Raw genomic sequence first — 18,692 nt, forward strand, 5'->3', positions numbered from 1 at the left:
CGGCCGGAAAGGCTGCCGCCTCCGCCACGACTTCTCGGGGGGCCGGGCGAAACAGCCGAAACGGGGACTCCTCGGCCGCTACCGTCGAGGGGTGAAGGCCATCCGTCGATTCAGCGTGCGTCCCGTCCTTCCGGAACCCCTACGACCGCTCCACCGGCTGGCGCGTAATCTGCGCTGGTCCTGGCACCCCGAGACCCGCGAGCTCTTCGAGTCCGTGGACCCCGAGGGGTGGCAGGCGTCGGGCGGCGACCCGGTGCGGCTGCTGGGCAGCGTGCCCGTCTCCCGACTCGCGGACCTCGCCGAGGACCGCCCCTTTCTGCGGCGGCTCACGGCGGCCGCCGACGATCTGCACGACTATCTGACCGGCCCCCGCTGGTACCAGGGTTGGGCCGGGGCCGGGGCCGGCGACCGGGCCGGGTCCGGCGCCGGCGCCGGCACCGGCACGGGGAGCGCCCCCGAGCCCGCCGGACTGCCCGCCGCCATCGCCTACTTCTCGCCGGAGTTCGGCATCACCGCCGCCCTGCCGCAGTACTCCGGCGGCCTCGGCATCCTCGCCGGGGACCATCTCAAGGCCGCGAGCGACCTCGGTGTGCCTCTGATCGGCGTCGGGCTCCTCTACCGCCACGGCTACTTCCGCCAGTCCCTCTCCCGCGAGGGCTGGCAGCAGGAGCAGTACCCGCTGCTCGACCCCAACGAGCTGCCCCTGACCCTGCTGTGCGAACCGGACGGCCGCCCCGTCGGGATCCCGCTCGCCCTCCCCGGCGGCGGCCCGCTGCACGCGCGCGTCTGGCAGGCCCAGGTGGGCAGGGTGCCGCTGTTGCTGCTCGACTCGGACGTGGAGGAGAACGGCCACGGCGAGCGCGATGTCACCGACCGGCTCTACGGCGGCGGCAGCGAGCACCGGCTGCTCCAGGAGATGCTGCTGGGCATCGGCGGCGTCCGCGCCGTGCGCGCGTACTGCCGGCTCACCGGCCACCCCGCCCCCGAGGTGTTCCACACCAACGAGGGCCACGCCGGCTTCCAGGGCCTTGAGCGGATCCGCGAACTCATCGCCGACGGCGCCGACTTCGCCACCGCCCACGAGGCGGTGCGGGCCGGCACCGTGTTCACCACCCACACCCCCGTCCCGGCCGGGATCGACCGCTTCGACCGCGAGCTCGTCGCCCGCCATCTCGGCGAGGACGGCGAACTGCCCGGGATCGAGGTCGAGCGGGTCCTCGCGCTCGGCATGGAGACCTACGCCGGCGGCGAGCCCAATCTCTTCAACATGGCCGTGATGGGCCTGCGGCTGGCCCAGCGCGCCAACGGGGTGTCCACCCTGCACGGCAGCGTCAGCCGCGAGATGTTCGCGGGGCTGTGGCCCGGCTTCGACCCCGAGGACGTGCCCATCACGTCCGTCACCAACGGCGTCCACGCGTCCACCTGGACCGCGCCCGAGGTCACCCGGCTCGGCGCCCGCCGGTTTGGCCACCTCCCCGACGGCGAGCTGTGGGAGCTGCGCCGGGCCCTGCGCAAACAGCTCGTCGCCGAGGTCCGCCGGCGGCTGTACGCGTCCTGGCGGCAGCGCGGCGCGGGCACCGCGGAGCTCGGCTGGATCGACGGGGTGCTCGACCCCGACGTCCTCACCATCGGCTTCGCCCGCCGCGTCCCCTCCTACAAGCGGCTCACCCTGATGCTGCGCGACCCCGACCGGCTGATGGAGCTGCTGCTCCACCCCGAGCGGCCGGTCCAGATCGTCGTCGCGGGCAAGGCCCATCCGGCGGACGACGGCGGCAAGCGGCTCATCCAGGAGCTGGTGCGGTTCGCCGACGACCCGCGGGTGCGCCACCGTCTGGTCTTCCTGCCCGACTACGGCATGGCGATGGCCCAGAAGCTCTACCCCGGCTGCGACGTCTGGCTCAACAACCCGCTGCGGCCGCTGGAGGCGTGCGGGACCAGCGGGATGAAGGCGGCGCTCAACGGTGGGCTCAACCTCTCCGTCCTGGACGGCTGGTGGGACGAGTGGTACGAACCGGACTTCGGCTGGGCCATCCCGACCGCCGACGGCACCGCCATCGACGAGACCCGCCGGGACGACCTCGAGGCCGCCGCCCTCTATGAACTCCTGGAGACCCGGGTCGCGCCGCGCTTCTACGACCGCGGGGTGGACGGCCTCCCCGGCCGCTGGATCGACATGGTCCGGCGCACCCTCAACACCCTCGCCCCCAAGGTGCTCGCGGGCCGGATGGTGCGCGAGTACGTCGAGCGGCTCTACGCCCCCGCCGCCCGCTCCCACCGCGCCCTCGACCACGCCGCCGCCCGCGAACTGGCCCTCTGGAAGGAGCGGGTACGGGACGCCTGGCCGGGCGTCGCCGTCGACCATGTGGAGGCCCACCTGACCCCGCCCGCCCCGGGCGGCGCCGCCGAGCTGGGCTCGGCCCTCTCCCTGCGGGTCCGGGTGCGGCTCGGCGGCCTCGAACCCGCCGATGTGGAGGTCCAGGCGGTCGCCGGACGCGTGGACGACGCCGACCGTATTACGGACGGCACCCACGTTCCTCTGAAGCCCACCGCGGGCCCCGACGAGGAGGGCCGCAGACTCTACGAGGGCCCCCTCGCACTCGACCGCACCGGCCCCTTCGGCTACACGGTCCGCGTCCTCCCCGCCCACCGACTCCTGGCGGACGCCGCGGAGCTGGGCCTGATCGCCCACCCCTCGGAGACCATGGCCGAAGAGGCAGGTGTCCTGATGCGGTGATTTCCGAGCAACTGGCTGGTGAGCCGGCACGCGAAACCGGGGACGCGGGGCGTCTTCGAGAGCCGGGTCCTGCGGAACAACGAGATCTCGCGGACCTCCGACAACTGCCGGACCACGAAATTCAGCAGGGACAAGGTCGTCCGCTGTGAGCTCGACAGCACCGCCGAGGTGCTGAGGACGGTGGCCCGGACGCCGGGCGCGATCGGCTATGCGGAACTGCACACCGCGGAACGAGAAACACGGCCATCTGCCCTGCTCGGTGCCGGAGAACCAGGAGGCGGGCCGGCGGGCCGGCGGGGAGCGGTAGGAACCGGGTGCGGCCGGGCGGGCCAGTGGCCCGCCCGGCCGGTGGGCTACTTCACGTTGACGCCCGCCCAGGCGCTGTTGACCGTCTTGTACTCGATGCTGCTCGAGCCGTACAGGGCCTTCGCCGCGTTGAGGGTCGCGGTGCGGGCCTTGGCGTAGTTGGTGGTCGAGGTCATGTACGTGGTCAGCGCCTTGTACCAGATCTTCTCGGCCTTGGCGCGGCCAATGCCCTTGACGGTCCGGCCGTCCTTGGTCGGGCTGTTGTAGGTCACGCCGTTGATGATCTTCCGGCCGCTGCCCTCGGACAGCAGGTAGAAGAAGTGGTTGGCGATGCCCGAGGTGAAGTGCGGGTCGTCCTCGCCGACGCCGCTCTTCCAGTAGTCGTAGGACAGACCGTCCTTGCTGGGCCTGTCCATGTAGCGCAGCGGGGTGCCGTCGCCGTTGATGTCGATCTTCTCGCCGATGAGGTAGTCACCGGGGTCCTTGGCGTTCTTGGCGTAGAACTCCACGGCCGTACCGAAGATGTCGGAGGTGGCCTCGTTGAGCCCGCCGGACTCGCCGCTGTACTCCAGGTTGGCGGTGGCGGAGGTCAGCCCATGGCTCATCTCGTGGCCCGCGACGTCGAGCGAGGTGAGCGGCTTCTTGTCGCCCTCGCCGTCGCCGTAGGTCATGCAGAAGCAGTCGTCGTCCCAGAAGGCGTTGACGTACCCGGTGCTGAAGTGGACGCGGGAGTAGGCGGCCTTGCCGTTGTTCCGGATGCCGTTGCGGTGCAGGACGTTCTTGTAGTAGTCCCAGGTCTTCGCGGCACCGTAGTGCGCGTCGACGGCGGCGGTCTGGGCGATGGTGGGCTTGTAGTTGCCCCAGACGTTGTCGGCGTCGTAGAACGCCGACCCCTTGCCCACTTCCTTGTGCTTGAGGTTGTACGTCTGGTGGCCGCCGCGCGCGGTGTCCTTCATCAGCCACTGGCTGCCGCTTCGGACGGTGCCGATGGTGACCTTGCCGTTGTGCTGGCCCTGGCCCGTGCCGTTCTCGACGGCCTGGTACTCGTACAGCTTCCTGCCGGTGTCGGCGTCGGTGATGACGTGCAGCTTGCTCGGCGTGCCGTCCTTCTGCACCCCGAGGACGACCGTCTCGTACGCGAGCACGGGCTTGCCGCCGGCGGCCCAGATGACCTTGCGGGGCGTGCGGTCGGCGTCGGTCCCCTTGTCGCCCGCCGACTTCGCGGCGGTCAGCGCGGAACGCTCGGCGCCGGAGGGGGCGACCGCGGCGCGGGTGTCCGGGACCTTGATGTCGGCGTCGGTGGCCTTGGTGACGCCCTCGGAGGCCCCGGAGGGCGACTCGTGGACGACCAGATCGCCGCCGAGGACGGGCAGCCCGTCGTAGGTGCGCTCGTAGCGGGTGTGGGTGGTGCCGTCGGCGTCCTTGACGACATCCCGGACGATCAGCTTCTCCTTGCCCCCGAGGCGGATGGCCTTGGCGGTGGAGACCGTCGTCGCACCGGCCTCGCGCAGCAGCTCGGCGCGGACCGAGGGGGAGAGCGAGAGCGTCGAGGCGTCCGCCGAGGCGGACGTCGGGGTGGCCGCGCCCGCGGATCCGGCGGTGGCGCCGGCGGCGAGCAGGGAGGCGGCCAGGGTCGCCGCTCCGGCGGCGAGGGCGGTACGCGAGCGTCTGAGACGGGATATGCCAGATATGGACGACGTCGAACGTGAATCCACGCGTATCTCCAGCTGTTATGGGGAGTTGGGTGAAGGTTCCGCCCAACACGACAAAGATGTGACTTTGCCGTGGATAAAACATACCGGTGCCCGGGCCTGAAGCCCCGGACACCGGTATGTGTGTCGTGCGTAACTCAACCAGTTTTACTTGACGTTGACCCCGGCCCAGGCCGCGTCGACGCCCTTGTGCTCGGCGCTGTCGGCGCCGTACAGGTCGGCGGCGGCCTTCAGAGTCGCCTCACGGGCGGCGTGGTAGTCCGTGCTGGACGTCATGTAGGTGGTGAGAGCCTTGTACCAGATCTTCTCGGCCTTGTCGCGGCCGATGCCCTTGACGGTGGAGCCGTCGGAGGTCGGGCTGTCGTACTTCACGCCGTTGATCTCCTTCGCGCCGCTGCCCTCGGACAGCAGGTAGAAGAAGTGGTTGGCGACGCCGGACGAGTTGTGCACGTCCTTGTTGCCGACATCGGCGGACCAGGCGTCCGCGGACGCGCCGTCCTTGCTGGGCTTGTCCATGTAGCGCAGCGGCTTGCCGTCGCCGTTGAGGTCGATCTTCTCGCCGATGAGGTAGTCGCCGACGTCGGTGGCGTTCTTGGCGTAGAACTCGACGGAGGTGCCGAAGATGTCGGAGGTGGCCTCGTTGAGACCGCCCGACTCACCGCTGTACTCCAGACCGGCGGTCTTCGAGGTGACGCCGTGGGACATCTCGTGGCCCGCGACGTCGAGCGCGGTCAGCGGCTTCTTGTTGCCCTGGCCGTCGCCGTAGGTCATGCAGAAGCAGTCGTCGTCCCAGAACGCGTTGACGTAGGAGTCGCCGTAGTGGACCCGGGAGGGCGCGCCCTTGCCGTCACCGGCGATGCCGTTGCGGCCGTGCACGTTCTTGTAGTAGTCCCAGGTCATGGCGGCGCCGTAGTGGGCGTCGACGGCGGCGGTCTGCGGGTCGTCGGGCTTGCCGGTGCCCCAGGTGTCGTCGTCGTCCGTGAACGGCTTTCCGTCGCCGCTCTCGCCGTTCTCGAGGTTGGTGGTCTTCTGGCCGCCGCGGCCGGCGTCGGTCAGGGTGAAGCCGCTGCCTTCCTTGCTGGTGCCGAGGTCGACCTTGCCGCTGTACTCGCTCTGGCCGGCGCCGGTCTCGACGGCCTGGTACTCATAGAGCTTCTTGCCGCTGGCCGCGTCGGTGACGACGTGCAGCTTGTTCGGCGTGCCGTCTTTCTGGAGGCCGCCGATGACGGTCTCGTAGGCCAGCGTGGGCTTGCCGGTGCCGGCCCAGATCACCTTGCGCGGGGTCTGGTCGGCCGCGGCCTTCTTGGTGTCGTCGGCCTTGGCGAGCTTCACCGCGGACTTCTCGGCGGCGCTCGGGGCGACCTCGGCCGTGGTCGTGGCGACCTTGACGGTGGCCTTCGTGGCCTTGGTGACGCTCTTGACGTCGCCGCCCTTGGCCTGGTGGACGATCAGGTCGCCACCGAGGACCGGCAGCCCGTCGTAGGTGCGCTCGTAGCGGGTGTGGGTGGTGCCGTCGGCGTCCTTGACGACGTCCTTGACGACGAGCTTCTCCTTGGCGCCCAGGTCCAGGGTCTTGGCGGTGTCCGCCTTGGTCGCGTTGGCGTCGCGCAGCAGCTCGGCGCGGGCCGACGCGGTGAGGGTGGTGGGTATCGCGCCCGACGTCGTCTCGGCGCCGGCCGTTGTCGCGGCACCGGCCGAGTTGGCCGCTATCGCCGCGCCGATCAGCCCGGTCACGACCGCCGCGGCGCCGGCCGCCTTGACCGAACGGCGCTTGCGGGCGTGGGCACCTCTGGGCATGGAGCTGTTCTTGCTCACGTGAACTCCTTGTTGTTGTGGGGGGTCAGCGCCGGGCGGCGGGGAAGTGCGGCCCGGTGCCGAACAACAGGGGTTATGGGTTCGAGTGCGTGGCAGACTGTCACACAAGTCCGGTACATGTCACGGGCGTTATGGCAGATCGGCCGGAAAATGTTCGTTGAATGTTGATCAACCTCCGGATAACGGACAGAATGTGATCAACGGAGGCGCCGCCAGGGGGAGTCGGGTCACCCCTGGCGGCGCCTGTCTGCGGGACGGCTCAGGCCCTCGCCGGGCGGGTCGTCAGAACCACTCTCAGAAGGTCAGCTTCCAGCTGTTGAGGTAGCCGGAGTCCTGCGAGTACATGTCCTGGACCTTCAGCTTCCAGGTTCCCGCCGCGGTCTCGGAGGAAGCGCTGACGGTGTACGTGGTCTTCACGTCGTCCGCCGAGTCGAACAGGCTGGAGCCCTTGAGCCGGTAGGCCGTACCGTCCGGGGCGATCAGGTCGATCACCAGGTCACCGCGGTAGCTGTGCACGATGTCCACGCCCACCTGGAGGTTCGAGGGCGCGTTGCCGGGCCGGCTGACCGTGATCGGCGAGGTGACGGCGGCACCGGCATCCGGAATGGCGACGTCCGTGGTGTTCTCGAAGACATTGCCGCCGGTGGTGTTCACGGTCCAGGTGAAGGACGCCGTGCCGGTCTTGTCGGTCGAATCGGTCACCGTGACCGTCACCGCGCCGGCGCCGGTGGTGGTCGGGGTGCCGGAGATCAGACCGGTCGAGGAGTTGATCACGAGGCCCGCGGGCAGCCCGGTGGCCGCGTAGCCGAGCGCGCCCGCGTTGGAGCTGGTCGCGGTGATCTGCAGGCTGGTGGCCTGGCCCACGATGCTGGTCTGATCGCCGGGCGGGGTGACGGTGACGCCGTCGGTGATCCGCGCACCGACGTTGACCCCCGCCCAGGCGTTGGCCACGGCGTTGTACTGGGCGCTGCCCTGGCCGAAGAGCTGACCGGCCGCCCACAGCGTCGCGTCGCGCGCCCCCGCGTAGTTGGTGTTGGAGGTCATCCGCTGGGTCAGCGCCTTGAACCAGATCTTCTCGGCGTTGTCCCGGCCGATGCCGGTGACCGGCAGACTGTCGGAGGTCGGGCTGTTGTAGCTGACGCCGTTGATGACCTTGGCGCCGCTGCCCTCGGAGAGCAGATAGAAGAAGTGGTTGGCGATGCCGGACGAGTAGTGCACATCCACGTTGCCGACCCCGGAGTACCAGCTGTCCTTGGACGCCCCGTCCTTGCTGGGCTTGTCCATGTAGCGCAGCGGGGTGCCGTTGCCGTTGATGTCGATCTTCTCGCCGACGAGATAGTCACCGGGGTCGCCTGCGTTGCCCGCGTAGAACTCGACGGCCGCGGCGAAGATGTCCGAGGTGCCCTCGTTGAGGCCGCCGGACTCGCCGCTGTAGCTGAGATTGGCGGTGGCGGCGGTCACGCCGTGGGTCATCTCGTGCGCCGCGACGTCGAGGGAGGTCAGCGGCTTGGCGTTGCCCGAGCCGTCGCCGTAGGTCATGCAGAAGCAGGCGTCCTGCCAGAAGGCGTTGACATAGCCGCTGCTGTAGTGGACCCGGGAGTACGCCCCGACGCCGTCGCCCCTGATGCCGGTGCGGCCCTGAACGTTCTTGTAGTAGTCCCAGGTCTCAGCGGCGCCGTAGTGCGCGTCCACCCCGGCGGTCGCGGCGTCGGAGGTGGTGCCGTTGCCCCAGACGTCGTCGGCGTCGGTGAAGAGCGTGCCGGTGCCCGAGGTGCCGCGGTTGAGGTTGTACGTCTTGTGGCCGCCGCGGCCCGCGTCGGTCAGGTTGTACGAGCCCGAGCTGCCCGAGGTGCCGAGGGTGACCTGGCCGCTGTACTGGCTGTTGCCGGTGCCGGTCTTGACGCCCTGGAACTCGAAGAGCTTCGTGCCGGTCGTCGCGTCGGTGATGACGTGCAGCTCGTTCGGGGTGCCGTCCTCCTGGAGGCCGCCGACGACGGTCTCGTACGCAAGGGTGGGCGTGCCCTTCGCCGCCCAGATGACCTTGCGCGGCGCCCGGTCGGCCGCGGTCTTCCGCGAGCCCTGCGCGTTCGCCGCCTTCACGGCCGCCTTCTCGGCGGTGGCGGGCGCGACGGCGGCGGTGGTCGTCGCGACCTTCATCCGCGCCTTGGTGGACTTGGCGACCGTCTTCACGGCCCCGCTCCCCGCCCGGTCGATGACCACGTCGCCACCGAGGACCGGAAGTCCGGCGTAGGTGCGCTCGTAGCGGGTGTGGGTGGTGCCGTCGACGTCCTTGATGACGTCCTTGACGACCAGCTTCTCCTTCGCCCCCAGACCCAGGGTCCTGGCGGTGGCGCCCTTGGCGGCGTCGGCCTCGCGGATCAGCTCGGCACGGGTCGCGGGCGACAGCTTGGCGGGCAGGGCGCCCGGGTCCGGCCTGCCGGATACCGTGCCGGCGGCGGCGGTCCGGGCCGAGTCGTCCGGACGGGCGGCGGCGGGGCCGGTCTGTACGCCGACGACGATCATCGCCGCCGCGGCGACCAGCGCACCGCCCGCGACCGCGTGGCTGCCGGGTCTGCGGCTGCCGGATCTGAGATGCCGGTGGGGGAGAGATCTCACGCTGACTCCTTCTGCGCTGGCCGCGCGGTGGCGCGGCCGGGACGACCGGGCGGCTGGGTCGCCGTCCGGGCAGGGCGTGGCAGAACGGGTGCGGATGCGGGTGCTGTGGTGCGGGTGTGGGGGGTGGCTCTGGCCGCGGGTACAGCGACGAGCTTGGACTGCTGTCCCTCGGCCGAGGGAAGAGTGCCATCAATGCACTCAACCTGTCAGGACCGCGACAAGAGATTGTCCGGAAAGCGTCCGTCGACACATGTGCCGTGTCCGCATGCCGGTGACCCACGGTCAGTTCGAGCCATCCGCTCTGTCAGCGGCCGTCCGTAGCGTCACCGGTATGCCCACCCCCGTGAACCCGATCGACGAGCCCCCGCACTCGCTCACCGACCCCCGCCGGATGCTCGACGCCTGTCTCGACTACTTCCGGCATGTGGTGCCGCACAAGCTCGACGGGCTACCGGAGCGCGAGCTGCGCACCAGCAGGCTCCCCTCCGGCTGGACGCCGCTGGAGCTGCTCCACCATCTGACCCATGTCGAACGGCGCCGGCTGCGCTGGGGGTTCCTCGGGGAGCCGGTCGACGACCCGTGGGGCGACCGCGGCCCGGACGACCGCTGGCACGTCCCCGAAGGCGGTTCGCCCGCCGAGGTGCGGGCCCGGTTCGAGGAAAGGAGCAGTGCGCCTGGCCGCGGGCGGCCGTCGCGGGCGTACCGCTGGAGCGTCGGGCGCGCACCGGCGGCCGGTTCGCCACCGAGGCCGATGCAGCGCGCCGACGCGGCCATGGCCGGGCCCCGACGCTCGGCTGGATCCTCGTCCATCTGCTCCAGGAGTACGCCCGCCACGCCGGACAGCTGGATGCCGTACGGGAGGTGGCCGACGGCACGGTCGGCGAGTGAGGTGTCGCTCGCAGCTCACACAAGGCTGTCCCGCCACGCCTGGTGCAGCGCGGCGAACCGGCCCTCGCCCGCGATCAGTTCGTCCGGGGCGCCGTCCTCGACGATCCGGCCGTCGGCCATCACCAGCACCCGGTCGGCGATCTCGACCGTCGACAGACGGTGGGCGATGACGACGGCGGTACGGCCGTGCAGCACCGTGCCCATGGCGCGCTGCACCGCGCGCTCACCCGGGATGTCGAGGGAGGACGTCGCCTCGTCGAGGATGAGGACCGAGGGGTCGGCGAGCAGGGCGCGGGCGAAGGCGACCAGTTGGCGCTGGCCCGCCGAGATCCGGCCGCCGCGCTTGCGTACGTCCGTGTCGTAGCCGTCGGGCAGGGCGGCGATGAAGTCATGGGCGCCGATCGCCTTGGCCGCGCGCTCGATCTCCGCGCGGCCGGCGTCGGGGCGGCCGATGGCGATGTTGTCGGCGACCGTGCCGGAGAAGAGGAACGCCTCCTGCGTCACCATGACCACGCCGCGCCGCAGCTCGGGCGTGGCGAGAGCGCGCAGATCCACGCCGTCGAGCAGCACCCGGCCGTCGGTGGGGTCGTAGAAGCGGGCGAGCAGCTTGGCGAGGGTGGACTTGCCCGCGCCCGTCGCGCCGACCACGGCGACGGTCTGCCCGGCGGGGAGCGTCAGATCGAAGCGGGGCAGCACCTCGCCGCCGGTGCGGTAGGCGAAGCGGACCCCGTCGAAGGCGACCTCCCGGCCCGGGGCCTTCGAGGGGCGCGGGGGGAGGGGCACGGGGTCGGCGGGCTCGGGGACGGAGGGGCGCTGGGCGAGCAGACCCGCGATCTTCTCGAGCGAGGCGGCCGCCGACTGGTAGGAGTTGAGGAACATCCCGAGCCGGTCGATGGGGTCGTAGAGCCGGCGCAGATACAGCGCCGCCGCCGCGAGCACGCCGAGCGCGAGTCCGCCGGAGGCGACCCGGTAGACGCCCCACAGCACGATCGCGGCCACCGCCGCGTTGGCGACCAGGCGGGAGCTGACCACATAGCGGGCCATCTCCAGGATCGCGTCGCCGTTGACCCGCTCATGGCGGTGGTTGAGCTCGCCGAAGCGCGCGTCGTTGACGCGCTCGCGGCGGAACGCCTGGACCGGGCGGATGCCGTTCATGGTCTCCGCGAAGGTCACGATGACGGAGGCGATGGCCGTGGAGCGCTTGCGGTACACGCGCATGGAGCGGCGCTGGAAGGAGCGGATGAGCAGATACAGCGGCCAGAAGGAGAGCATTGCCGCGGCGCCGAGCCCCCAGTCCAGATACAGCAGCGTCGCCGAGATGTAGACGACCGACAGCGCGACGCCGAGCAGCTCGTCGAGCCCCTCGTTGAGCAGTTCGCGCAGCGACTCGACGTCCGTGGTGGCGCGGGAGATGAGGCGGCCGGAGGTGTAGCGCTCATGGAAGTCCACGCTGAGCACCTGGGCATGGCGGAAGATCCGGCCGCGCAGATCCAGCAGGACGTCCTGGTTGACCCGGGCGGAGGAGCGGATGAACGCGTACTGCAGGGCCCCGGAGGCCAGCGCACACCCCAGATAGCCCGCCCCGACCGCGATCAGCGGGCCGTGCTCGCCGTCGCGGAAGGCGGGCACGGCGCGGTCGATGGCATACGCGACGAGCAGGGGACCCGCCTGGACGGCCGCCTGCTGCAGCAGCAGTAATACGGCCGTCAGCCAGACGCGGCGGCGGCGTGGGGCGAGCAGGGAGCGCAGCAGCGCGGGGGACGCGCCCTTGGGCGTGGGCAGGACGTCGCGGTCGAACGGATCGGCCGCGCCCCGGCTCTCCTCGCCCGGGCCCGCGTCCTCCGGAGCCTCCTGGCCTGTGCTCGTTTCCTCGTCCTCGGCCGTGGTCATGGGCCCCCCTCCCCCTCGTGTCCGGACATGAGCGACCGGTACTCGGCGCTGTCCCGCAGCAGTTGGTGATGCGTGCCGACCGCGGCGACGCGGCCCTCCGAGAGCAGCGCGACCCGGTCCGCCAGCAGCACGGTGGACGGCCGGTGCGCGACGACCAGCGCCGTCGTCGTCGCGAGGACCTGCCGCAGCGCGGCCTCCACCAGCGCCTCGGTGTGCACATCGAGCGCGGACAGCGGATCGTCGAGCACCAGGAAGCGCGGTCCTGCGACGACGGCCCGCGCCAGCGCGAGCCGCTGCCGCTGCCCGCCGGACAGACTGAGCCCCTGCTCGCCGACCTGGGTGTCGGTGCCCCGCGGCAAGGCGTGCACGAACTCCGCCTGCGCCACCCGCAGTGCTCGTACGAGATCCTCCCGCCGGGCGTCGGCGGCGCCCATGAGGACGTTCTCGCCCGCCGTCGCGGAGAACAGCGTGGGCTCCTCGAAGGCGACGGCCACCAGCCCCCGTAGCTCCTCGCGGGGCAGGGTCGTGATGTCCCGTCCGTCGACGGTGATCCGCCCGCGCGTCACCTCGTGCAGCCGGGGCACCAGGGCGGTCAGCGTGGTCTTCCCGGATCCGGTCGCCCCCACCAGCGCCATGGTCTCGCCGGGCCGGATGTGCAGATCCACGCCCCGCAGGACGGCCGGGGCATCGGCAGCCGCGTCGGCGTACCGGAACACCACCCCCTCGAACCGCAGCCCGCCCTCCGCCGACGGGCTCGCGTCCGCGCCCAGCTGCCGGGCCAGACCGGGCGCGGCAGGGCGGTCCTCGGCGTCGGCCGGCGGGGCGTCCATGACCTCGAAGAAGCGGTCGGTCGCCGTCGCCGAGTCCTGGCTCATCGCCAGCAGGAAGCCGAGGGACTCCACCGGCCAGCGCAGGGTCAGGGCCGTGGAGAGGAAGGCGACGAGCGTGCCCGCCGACAGGTCGCCGTCGGCCACCTGGACCGTGCCGAGGACCAGCGCCGCGCCGATCGCGAGCTCCGGGAGGGTCATGATCAGCGCCCAGAGCGTGGCGAGCAGGCCCGCCTTGCGGAGTTCGGTGGAGCGGAGGCGCTCCGACAGGGCGCGGAAGGCGCGGGCCTGGCTGCGATGGCGGCCGAAGCCCTTGACGATGCGGACGCCCAGCACGCCTTCCTCGACGACCGTCGTCAGATCGCCGGTCTGGTCCTGGACGGTGCGGGCGACGGACGAGTACCGCGTTTCGAAGAGCGAGCAGAGGATCACCAGCGGGACCGCCGGGACGACGAGCACCAGGCCCAGCGTCCACTCCTGCGACAGCAGGATGGCGAACCCGGCGAGGATGGTGACCCCGTTGACCACCAGGAAGGTGAGCGGGAAGGCGAGGAACATCCGCAGCAGCATCAGATCGGTCGTCGCGCGCGAGAGCAGCTGGCCGGAGGCCCAGCGGTCGTGGAAGGAGACCGGCAGCCGCTGCAGATGCCGGTACAGATCGGCGCGCATCGCGGCCTCGACGGAGGCCAGCGGCCGGGCGACCAGCCAGCGCCGGAGCCCGAAGAGACCGGCCTCGGCCGTGCCGAGCGCGAGCAGCAGCGCACCGCCCAGCCAGACCCCGCCCGGGTCCCGGTCGGCGACCGGGCCGTCCACCATCCACTTGAGGACGAGCGGGATGACCAGACCCAGGCAGGAGGCGACGACCGCCACCCCGGCCGCCGTGAACAGCCGCGCCCGCACCGGCCGCACATACGGCCACAGGCGCAGCAGCGAGCGCGTGGCGGAGCGGTGCCGCGCGGCGGCGGGCCCGCCCGCCTGGGGTGGGCCCTGGGTCTGGGGGGCTTCACTCGTCACAGTCATCAGTGGCGAGAGTACGGTTGACCACTGACAGTGCTCACTCGGTTTTTTGGCGTAGGTCCGTGGCCGCAAGGGCGCGCAGCAGCAGCACCGAGCGCTCGGGAAGCTCGATCGGGGCGCCCGCGGGGTGGTGTGTGCCCGGGGCCGTGTCCTGGTCCTCGCGCGCGGTGTCGAGCAGGAGTTCGTACCCGAAGGCCCACGGGGGGCCGGGCAGGGTGAAGGAGAGCGGCTCCGGGCCCGCGTGCAGCAGCAGCAGAAAGCTGTCGTCGGTGACCGGCGCGCCGCGCGGATCGCGCTGCGGCAGGTCGCTGCCGGAAAGATAGACGCCGAGGGCGGTCGTCGGCGCGTACCAGTCGGATTCGGCCATCTCGGTGCCGTGCGGGGCGAACCAGGCGAGGTCGCGCAGCCCGTCCGGGAGCCGGGCGCGGCCGGAGAAGAAGGCGGGGCGGCGCAGTACCGGGTGGACGCGGCGCAGTCGTATGAGGCGGGCGGTGAGGTCGGTCAAGGCCCGCCAGCCGGGGTCCTCCAGCAGCGACCAGTCGATCCAGCCGGTCTCGTTGTCCTGGCAGTAGGCGTTGTTGTTGCCGCCCTGGGTGCGGCCCAGCTCATCGCCCGCGACGAGCATCGGCACCCCGGTGGACAGCAGCAGGGTGGAGAGCAGATTGCGCAGCTGGCGGCGGCGCACCGCGCGCACCCGCGCATCGTCGGTCTCGCCCTCGGCGCCGCAGTTCCAGGAGCGGTTGTCCTGGGTGCCGTCGCGGTTGCCCTCCCCGTTGGCCTCGTTGTGCTTGCGCTCGTAGGAGACCAGATCGCGCAGGGTGAAGCCGTCGTGCGCGGTGATGAAGTTGACCGAGGCGTACGGGCGGCGGCCGCTCCAGGCGTACAGATCGCTGGAGCCGGACAGCCGGTAGCCGAGGTCGCGCACGTCGGGCAGCGCACCGCGCCAGAAGTCCCGTACGGCATCGCGGTAGCGGTCGTTCCACTCGGCCCACAGGGGCGGGAACGCGCCCACCTGATAGCCGCCGGAGCCCACGTCCCACGGCTCGGCGATCAGCTTGACGCGGCGCAGCACCGGGTCCTGCGCGATCACGGCGAGGAAGGGGGAGAGCATGTCGACGCCGTGCGCGGAGCGGGCGAGCGCGCTGGCGAGGTCGAAGCGGAAGCCGTCCACGCCCATCTCGGTCACCCAGTAGCGCAGCGAGTCCGTGATCAGCCGGAGCACGTGCGGCTGGACCGCCTGGAGGGTGTTTCCGCAGCCGGTGAAGTCGGCGTAGCGGCGCGGGTCCTGCTGGAGGCGGTAGTAGCCGCGGTTGTCGATACCGCGCAGCGAGAGCGTGGGGCCGAGCTCACCGGCCTCGGCGGTGTGGTTGTAGACGACGTCGAGGATCACCTCGATCCCGGCGGCGTGCAGCGCGCGCACCATCCGCCGGAACTCGCCGACCTGCTGGCCGCGGGTGCCCCCGGCGGCGTAGGCGCCGTGTGGCGCGAAATAGCCGATGGAGTTGTAGCCCCAGTAGTTGCGCAGGCCCCGTCGCAGCAGATGGTCCTCATGGGCGAACTGATGCACCGGCAGCAGCTCGACCGCCGTGACCCCGAGCCGGGTGAGGTGCTCGATCGCGGCCGGATGCGCGAGCCCGGCGTAGGTGCCGCGCAGCTCGGGCGGGACGCCGGGGTGGCGCATGGTGAAGCCGCGCACATGCAGCTCGTAGATGACCGACTCGGCCCAGGGGGTCTTGGGACGGTGGTCGTGGGTCCACTCGTCGGGCGGGCCGTCCTGGGCCTCGTGGCCGACGACCACGCCCTTGGGGACGTACGGGGCGGAGTCGCGGTCGTCCCGTACGGTGTCGGCGACATGCTGCTGCGGCCAGTCCCGGACATGCCCGTAGACCTCGGCGCTCAGCGCGAACTCGCCGTCCACGGCGCGGGCGTACGGGTCCAGCAGCAGCTTCGCCGGGTTCCAGCGGGCGCCTGTCCAGGGGTCCCAGCGGCCGTGCACGCGGTAGCCGTACCGCCGCCCGGGCAGCACGCCGGGCACAAAGCCGTGCCAGACCCCATGGGTCGGCTCGGTGAGCGGACAGCGGGTCTCGGCCCCGTCCGCGTCGAACAGACACAGCTCGACGGCCTCCGCACCGCCCGCCCACAGCGCGAAGTTGGTCCCCGGCACCCCGCCGGGGCCCCGGCAGACCCGCGCCCCCAGCGGCTCCGGGCTGCCCGGCCATACGGCGGGGCCCGGCGACGGGGCGCCGCGCGGGGCGGTCAGCGGCGCGGCGGGGCGGCGGCGCCCGACGAGGCCGGCGGTCACGGTCGCGACGGACACGGGGCCGGCCAGGCCCGCGTCCGGCTCCGGCTCCGGCGGCTCGCTCGTCGCCGTCTCCTGCTCGGCTGCTTTGGACACGTCGGCCTCCGGCGGCTCGCGGCTCTCGCGCCGCCGCCCCAGCCGGGGCGCGGCGGGCAGCGCCTCATGGCGGGTGGCGGTCCTCGCGGCCTCCCGTGCCGCGCGGGCATGCCCCCGCCCTCGGAGCTGTTCTGCCCGCAATCCCACCAGCCCTCACCCACCCGGGCCTTGTGCGCGACGCACCTTGGCCGATTACCGGTGTGACCGCTCCCACCCGGGACTGAACCGTGACCATCAAGGGGAGTCCACGATCACCGCGATGTGATTACCTGTCGCCATGCGCGCGTGCGCGTGACCGGGGTTGCCGCGGGGCGCGGCCCTGCGGAGGGGGGGAGAGCTGTGGTGAGGGTGCGACCGATAGCGGGGGTTGCGACGGCGCGGGGTCGCAGGGGACTCTTCGCGCTGCTGCTCGGGGCGTTGCTGACGCTGGTCGCGGCATGCGGCGGAGGCGGCGGCTCCGGCGACGACGGCAAGAAGGGCAAGGACGGCAAGGGCGGCGCCGAGCGGAAGGCGTCCCAGGCCGTGGTGACGATCGCGCCGAAGAACGGGGCGAAGGGCGTCGACACCAGCGGGGCGCTCAAGGTCACCTCGGCCAAGGGCCGGCTGACCTCCGTCAAGGTCGAGGACGCCAAGGGCCGCCCGGTCGCGGGGAAGGTCGCGAAGGACGGGCGCGGCTGGCGGCCGGACGCCCACCTCCGCTCGGAGACGACGTACACGGTGGACGCCGTCGCCAAGGACACCGCGGGCCGCACGACGGCCAGGCACACCACGTTCACCACGCTGCGTCCCAAGGAGACCTTCCTCGGGACCTACACCCCGGAGGACGGCTCGACGGTCGGCGTCGGCATGCCGGTCTCGCTCCGCTTCGACCGGGGGATCACCCACCCCGGGGCCGTGGAGAAGGGGATCAAGGTCAGCGCCTCCCCGTCGGTGCCGATCGAGGGCCACTGGTTCGGCAACGACCGGCTGGACTTCCGGCCGCGGACGTACTGGAAGCCCGGCACCAAGGTGACGATGAGCCTGGACCTCGACGGTGTCGAGGGCAGGCCGGGGGTGTACGGCGAGCAGAAGAAGTCCGTGTCGTTCACCATCGGCCGCAGCCAGATCTCCGTCGTCGACGCCAAGACGAAGAAGATGACGGTCAAACGGGACGGCAAGACCATCAAGACCCTCCCGATCACCTCCGGCGCGCCCGGCCATGAGACCTACAACGGCACGATGGTGATCAGCGAGAGGCTCGCCGTGACCCGGATGAACGGCGCCACCGTCGGCTTCGACGGCGAGTACGACATCAAGGACGTGCCGCATGCGATGCGGCTGTCGAACTCGGGCACCTTCATCCATGGCAACTACTGGGCGGGCCGGGCGACCTTCGGCTCGGTCAACGTCAGCCACGGCTGCGTGGGCCTCTTCGACCAGCGCGGTGGCGGCGACTCGTCCACCGCGGCCGCCTGGTTCTTCCGTAAGTCGCTCCTCGGCGACGTGGTCATCGTGAAGAACTCGCACGACGAGACCGTCCAGCCGGACAACGGCCTCAACGGCTGGAACATGTCCTGGGCCACGTGGAAGGGGTAGGCCCCGCGCGGCCCCAGCCGCCCGCTCCCCGTTAGCCGGCGCTAACCTGCGCCCATGACTGTGAATCTCGAGGTCGCCGACGGCGTCGCCACCTTCCGCCTTGACCGCCCGCCGATGAACGCGCTCGACGTCGCCACCCAGGACCGGCTGAGGTCGCTCGCCGACGAGGTGACCCGCCGCGACGACGTACGCGCCGTGGTCATCTGGGGCGGCGAGAAGGTGTTCGCGGCGGGCGCGGACATCAAGGAGATGCGGGAGATGGACCACGCCGCGATGGTGGCCCGCTCCGGTGACCTCCAGGACTCCTTCACCGCCGTCGCCCGGATCCCCAAGCCCGTCGTCGCCGCCGTCACCGGCTACGCCCTGGGCGGCGGCTGCGAGCTGGCGCTGTGCGCCGACTTCCGGATCGCCGCCGAGAACGCCAAGCTCGGCCAGCCCGAGATCCTGCTCGGGCTGATCCCCGGCGCGGGCGGCACCCAGCGGCTCGCCCGGCTGGTCGGACCGTCCCGGGCCAAGGACCTCATCTTCACGGGCCGTCAGGTGAGGGCCGACGAGGCGTTCGCCATCGGCCTGGTCGACCGGGTGGTACCGGCCGACGAGGTCTACGAGCAGGCCCACGCGTGGGCGGCGAAGCTCGCGCAGGGGCCGGCGATCGCGCTGCGCGCGGCCAAGGAGTCGGTGGACCGGGGGCTTGAGACGGACCTCGACACCGGTCTCGCCATCGAACGCACCTGGTTCGCCGGGCTGTTCGCCACCGAGGACCGGGAGATCGGGATGCGGAGTTTTGTCGAGGACGGGCCGGGCAAGGCCGAGTTCAGCTGACCACGGACGGGTTCGGATCGCACCGGCCGAGGTTTCCGGGTCGCGTATGCCCCGTGCGAGCGAATTTTCTTCGCCATCGGTTGAGCCTTGGATGA

Annotated in this window: 9 protein-coding genes and 1 pseudogene; 4 read left to right on the top strand and 6 right to left on the bottom strand. The window is 71.6% G+C overall.

The genetic code is table 11. The annotated features are described in order from the left end of the window. Window positions 1-91: 91 nt before the first annotated feature. The gene (gene glgP, locus ABZS71_RS01895) at window positions 92-2,734 is read left to right on the top strand and encodes an alpha-glucan family phosphorylase (protein ID WP_356206676.1); all 2,643 of its coding nucleotides are present in this window, start codon (window positions 92-94) and stop codon (window positions 2,732-2,734) included. Between the two features lie 353 nt (window positions 2,735-3,087). On the opposite strand, the gene ABZS71_RS01900 is transcribed toward glgP, so the two are convergent. From ABZS71_RS01900 to ABZS71_RS01910, 3 genes are all read right to left on the bottom strand, one after another. Further along, window positions 3,088-4,755, bottom strand: coding sequence for a M4 family metallopeptidase (locus ABZS71_RS01900; RefSeq protein ID WP_356206678.1), 1,668 nt, complete (start codon window positions 4,753-4,755; stop codon window positions 3,088-3,090). Window positions 4,756-4,899: 144 nt separating this feature from the next. Continuing rightward, window positions 4,900-6,549, bottom strand: coding sequence for a M4 family metallopeptidase (locus ABZS71_RS01905; protein ID WP_356206863.1), 1,650 nt, complete (start codon window positions 6,547-6,549; stop codon window positions 4,900-4,902). 312 nt (window positions 6,550-6,861) lie between these two features. Next, the gene (locus ABZS71_RS01910) at window positions 6,862-9,090 is read right to left on the bottom strand and encodes a M4 family metallopeptidase (protein WP_356206866.1); all 2,229 of its coding nucleotides are present in this window, start codon (window positions 9,088-9,090) and stop codon (window positions 6,862-6,864) included. A 424-nt stretch (window positions 9,091-9,514) separates the two neighbouring features. Here ABZS71_RS01910 and ABZS71_RS01915 point away from each other — a divergent pair. Continuing rightward, window positions 9,515-10,071 (top strand): annotated as a pseudogene (locus ABZS71_RS01915) (DUF664 domain-containing protein). A 15-nt stretch (window positions 10,072-10,086) separates the two neighbouring features. Here ABZS71_RS01915 and ABZS71_RS01920 read toward each other — a convergent pair. Genes ABZS71_RS01920 through glgX form a run of 3 tightly spaced genes read right to left on the bottom strand, consistent with a single transcriptional unit; the run spans window position 10,087 to window position 16,107 of the window. Continuing rightward, the gene (locus tag ABZS71_RS01920; RefSeq protein ID WP_355846752.1) at window positions 10,087-11,961 is read right to left on the bottom strand and encodes an ABC transporter ATP-binding protein; all 1,875 of its coding nucleotides are present in this window, start codon (window positions 11,959-11,961) and stop codon (window positions 10,087-10,089) included. Next, window positions 11,958-13,808 carry an ABC transporter ATP-binding protein gene (locus ABZS71_RS01925; protein WP_356206681.1) on the bottom strand — a complete coding sequence of 617 codons (1,851 nt, stop codon included), beginning with the start codon at window positions 13,806-13,808 and terminating at the stop codon, window positions 11,958-11,960. The genes ABZS71_RS01920 and ABZS71_RS01925 overlap by 4 nt, the downstream gene beginning before the upstream one ends. 34 nt (window positions 13,809-13,842) lie before the next feature. Continuing rightward, window positions 13,843-16,107, bottom strand: a complete 2,265-nt coding sequence (gene glgX, locus ABZS71_RS01930; RefSeq protein ID WP_356206869.1) for a glycogen debranching protein GlgX — start codon at window positions 16,105-16,107, stop codon at window positions 13,843-13,845. 435 nt (window positions 16,108-16,542) lie between these two features. Here glgX and ABZS71_RS01935 point away from each other — a divergent pair, with 435 nt between their 5' ends. Next, window positions 16,543-17,775 carry an Ig-like domain-containing protein gene (locus tag ABZS71_RS01935; RefSeq protein ID WP_356206684.1) on the top strand — a complete coding sequence of 411 codons (1,233 nt, stop codon included), beginning with the start codon at window positions 16,543-16,545 and terminating at the stop codon, window positions 17,773-17,775. A gap of 54 nt (window positions 17,776-17,829) precedes the next feature. Further along, window positions 17,830-18,597: an enoyl-CoA hydratase-related protein gene (locus tag ABZS71_RS01940; protein ID WP_355846761.1), complete on the top strand. Its 768-nt coding sequence runs from the start codon at window positions 17,830-17,832 to the stop codon at window positions 18,595-18,597. The last annotated feature ends 95 nt before the right edge of the window (window positions 18,598-18,692 follow it).

It is taken from the genome of Streptomyces sp. NPDC005393 (genome assembly GCF_040606675.1).
Taxonomy (GTDB): domain Bacteria; phylum Actinomycetota; class Actinomycetes; order Streptomycetales; family Streptomycetaceae; genus Streptomyces.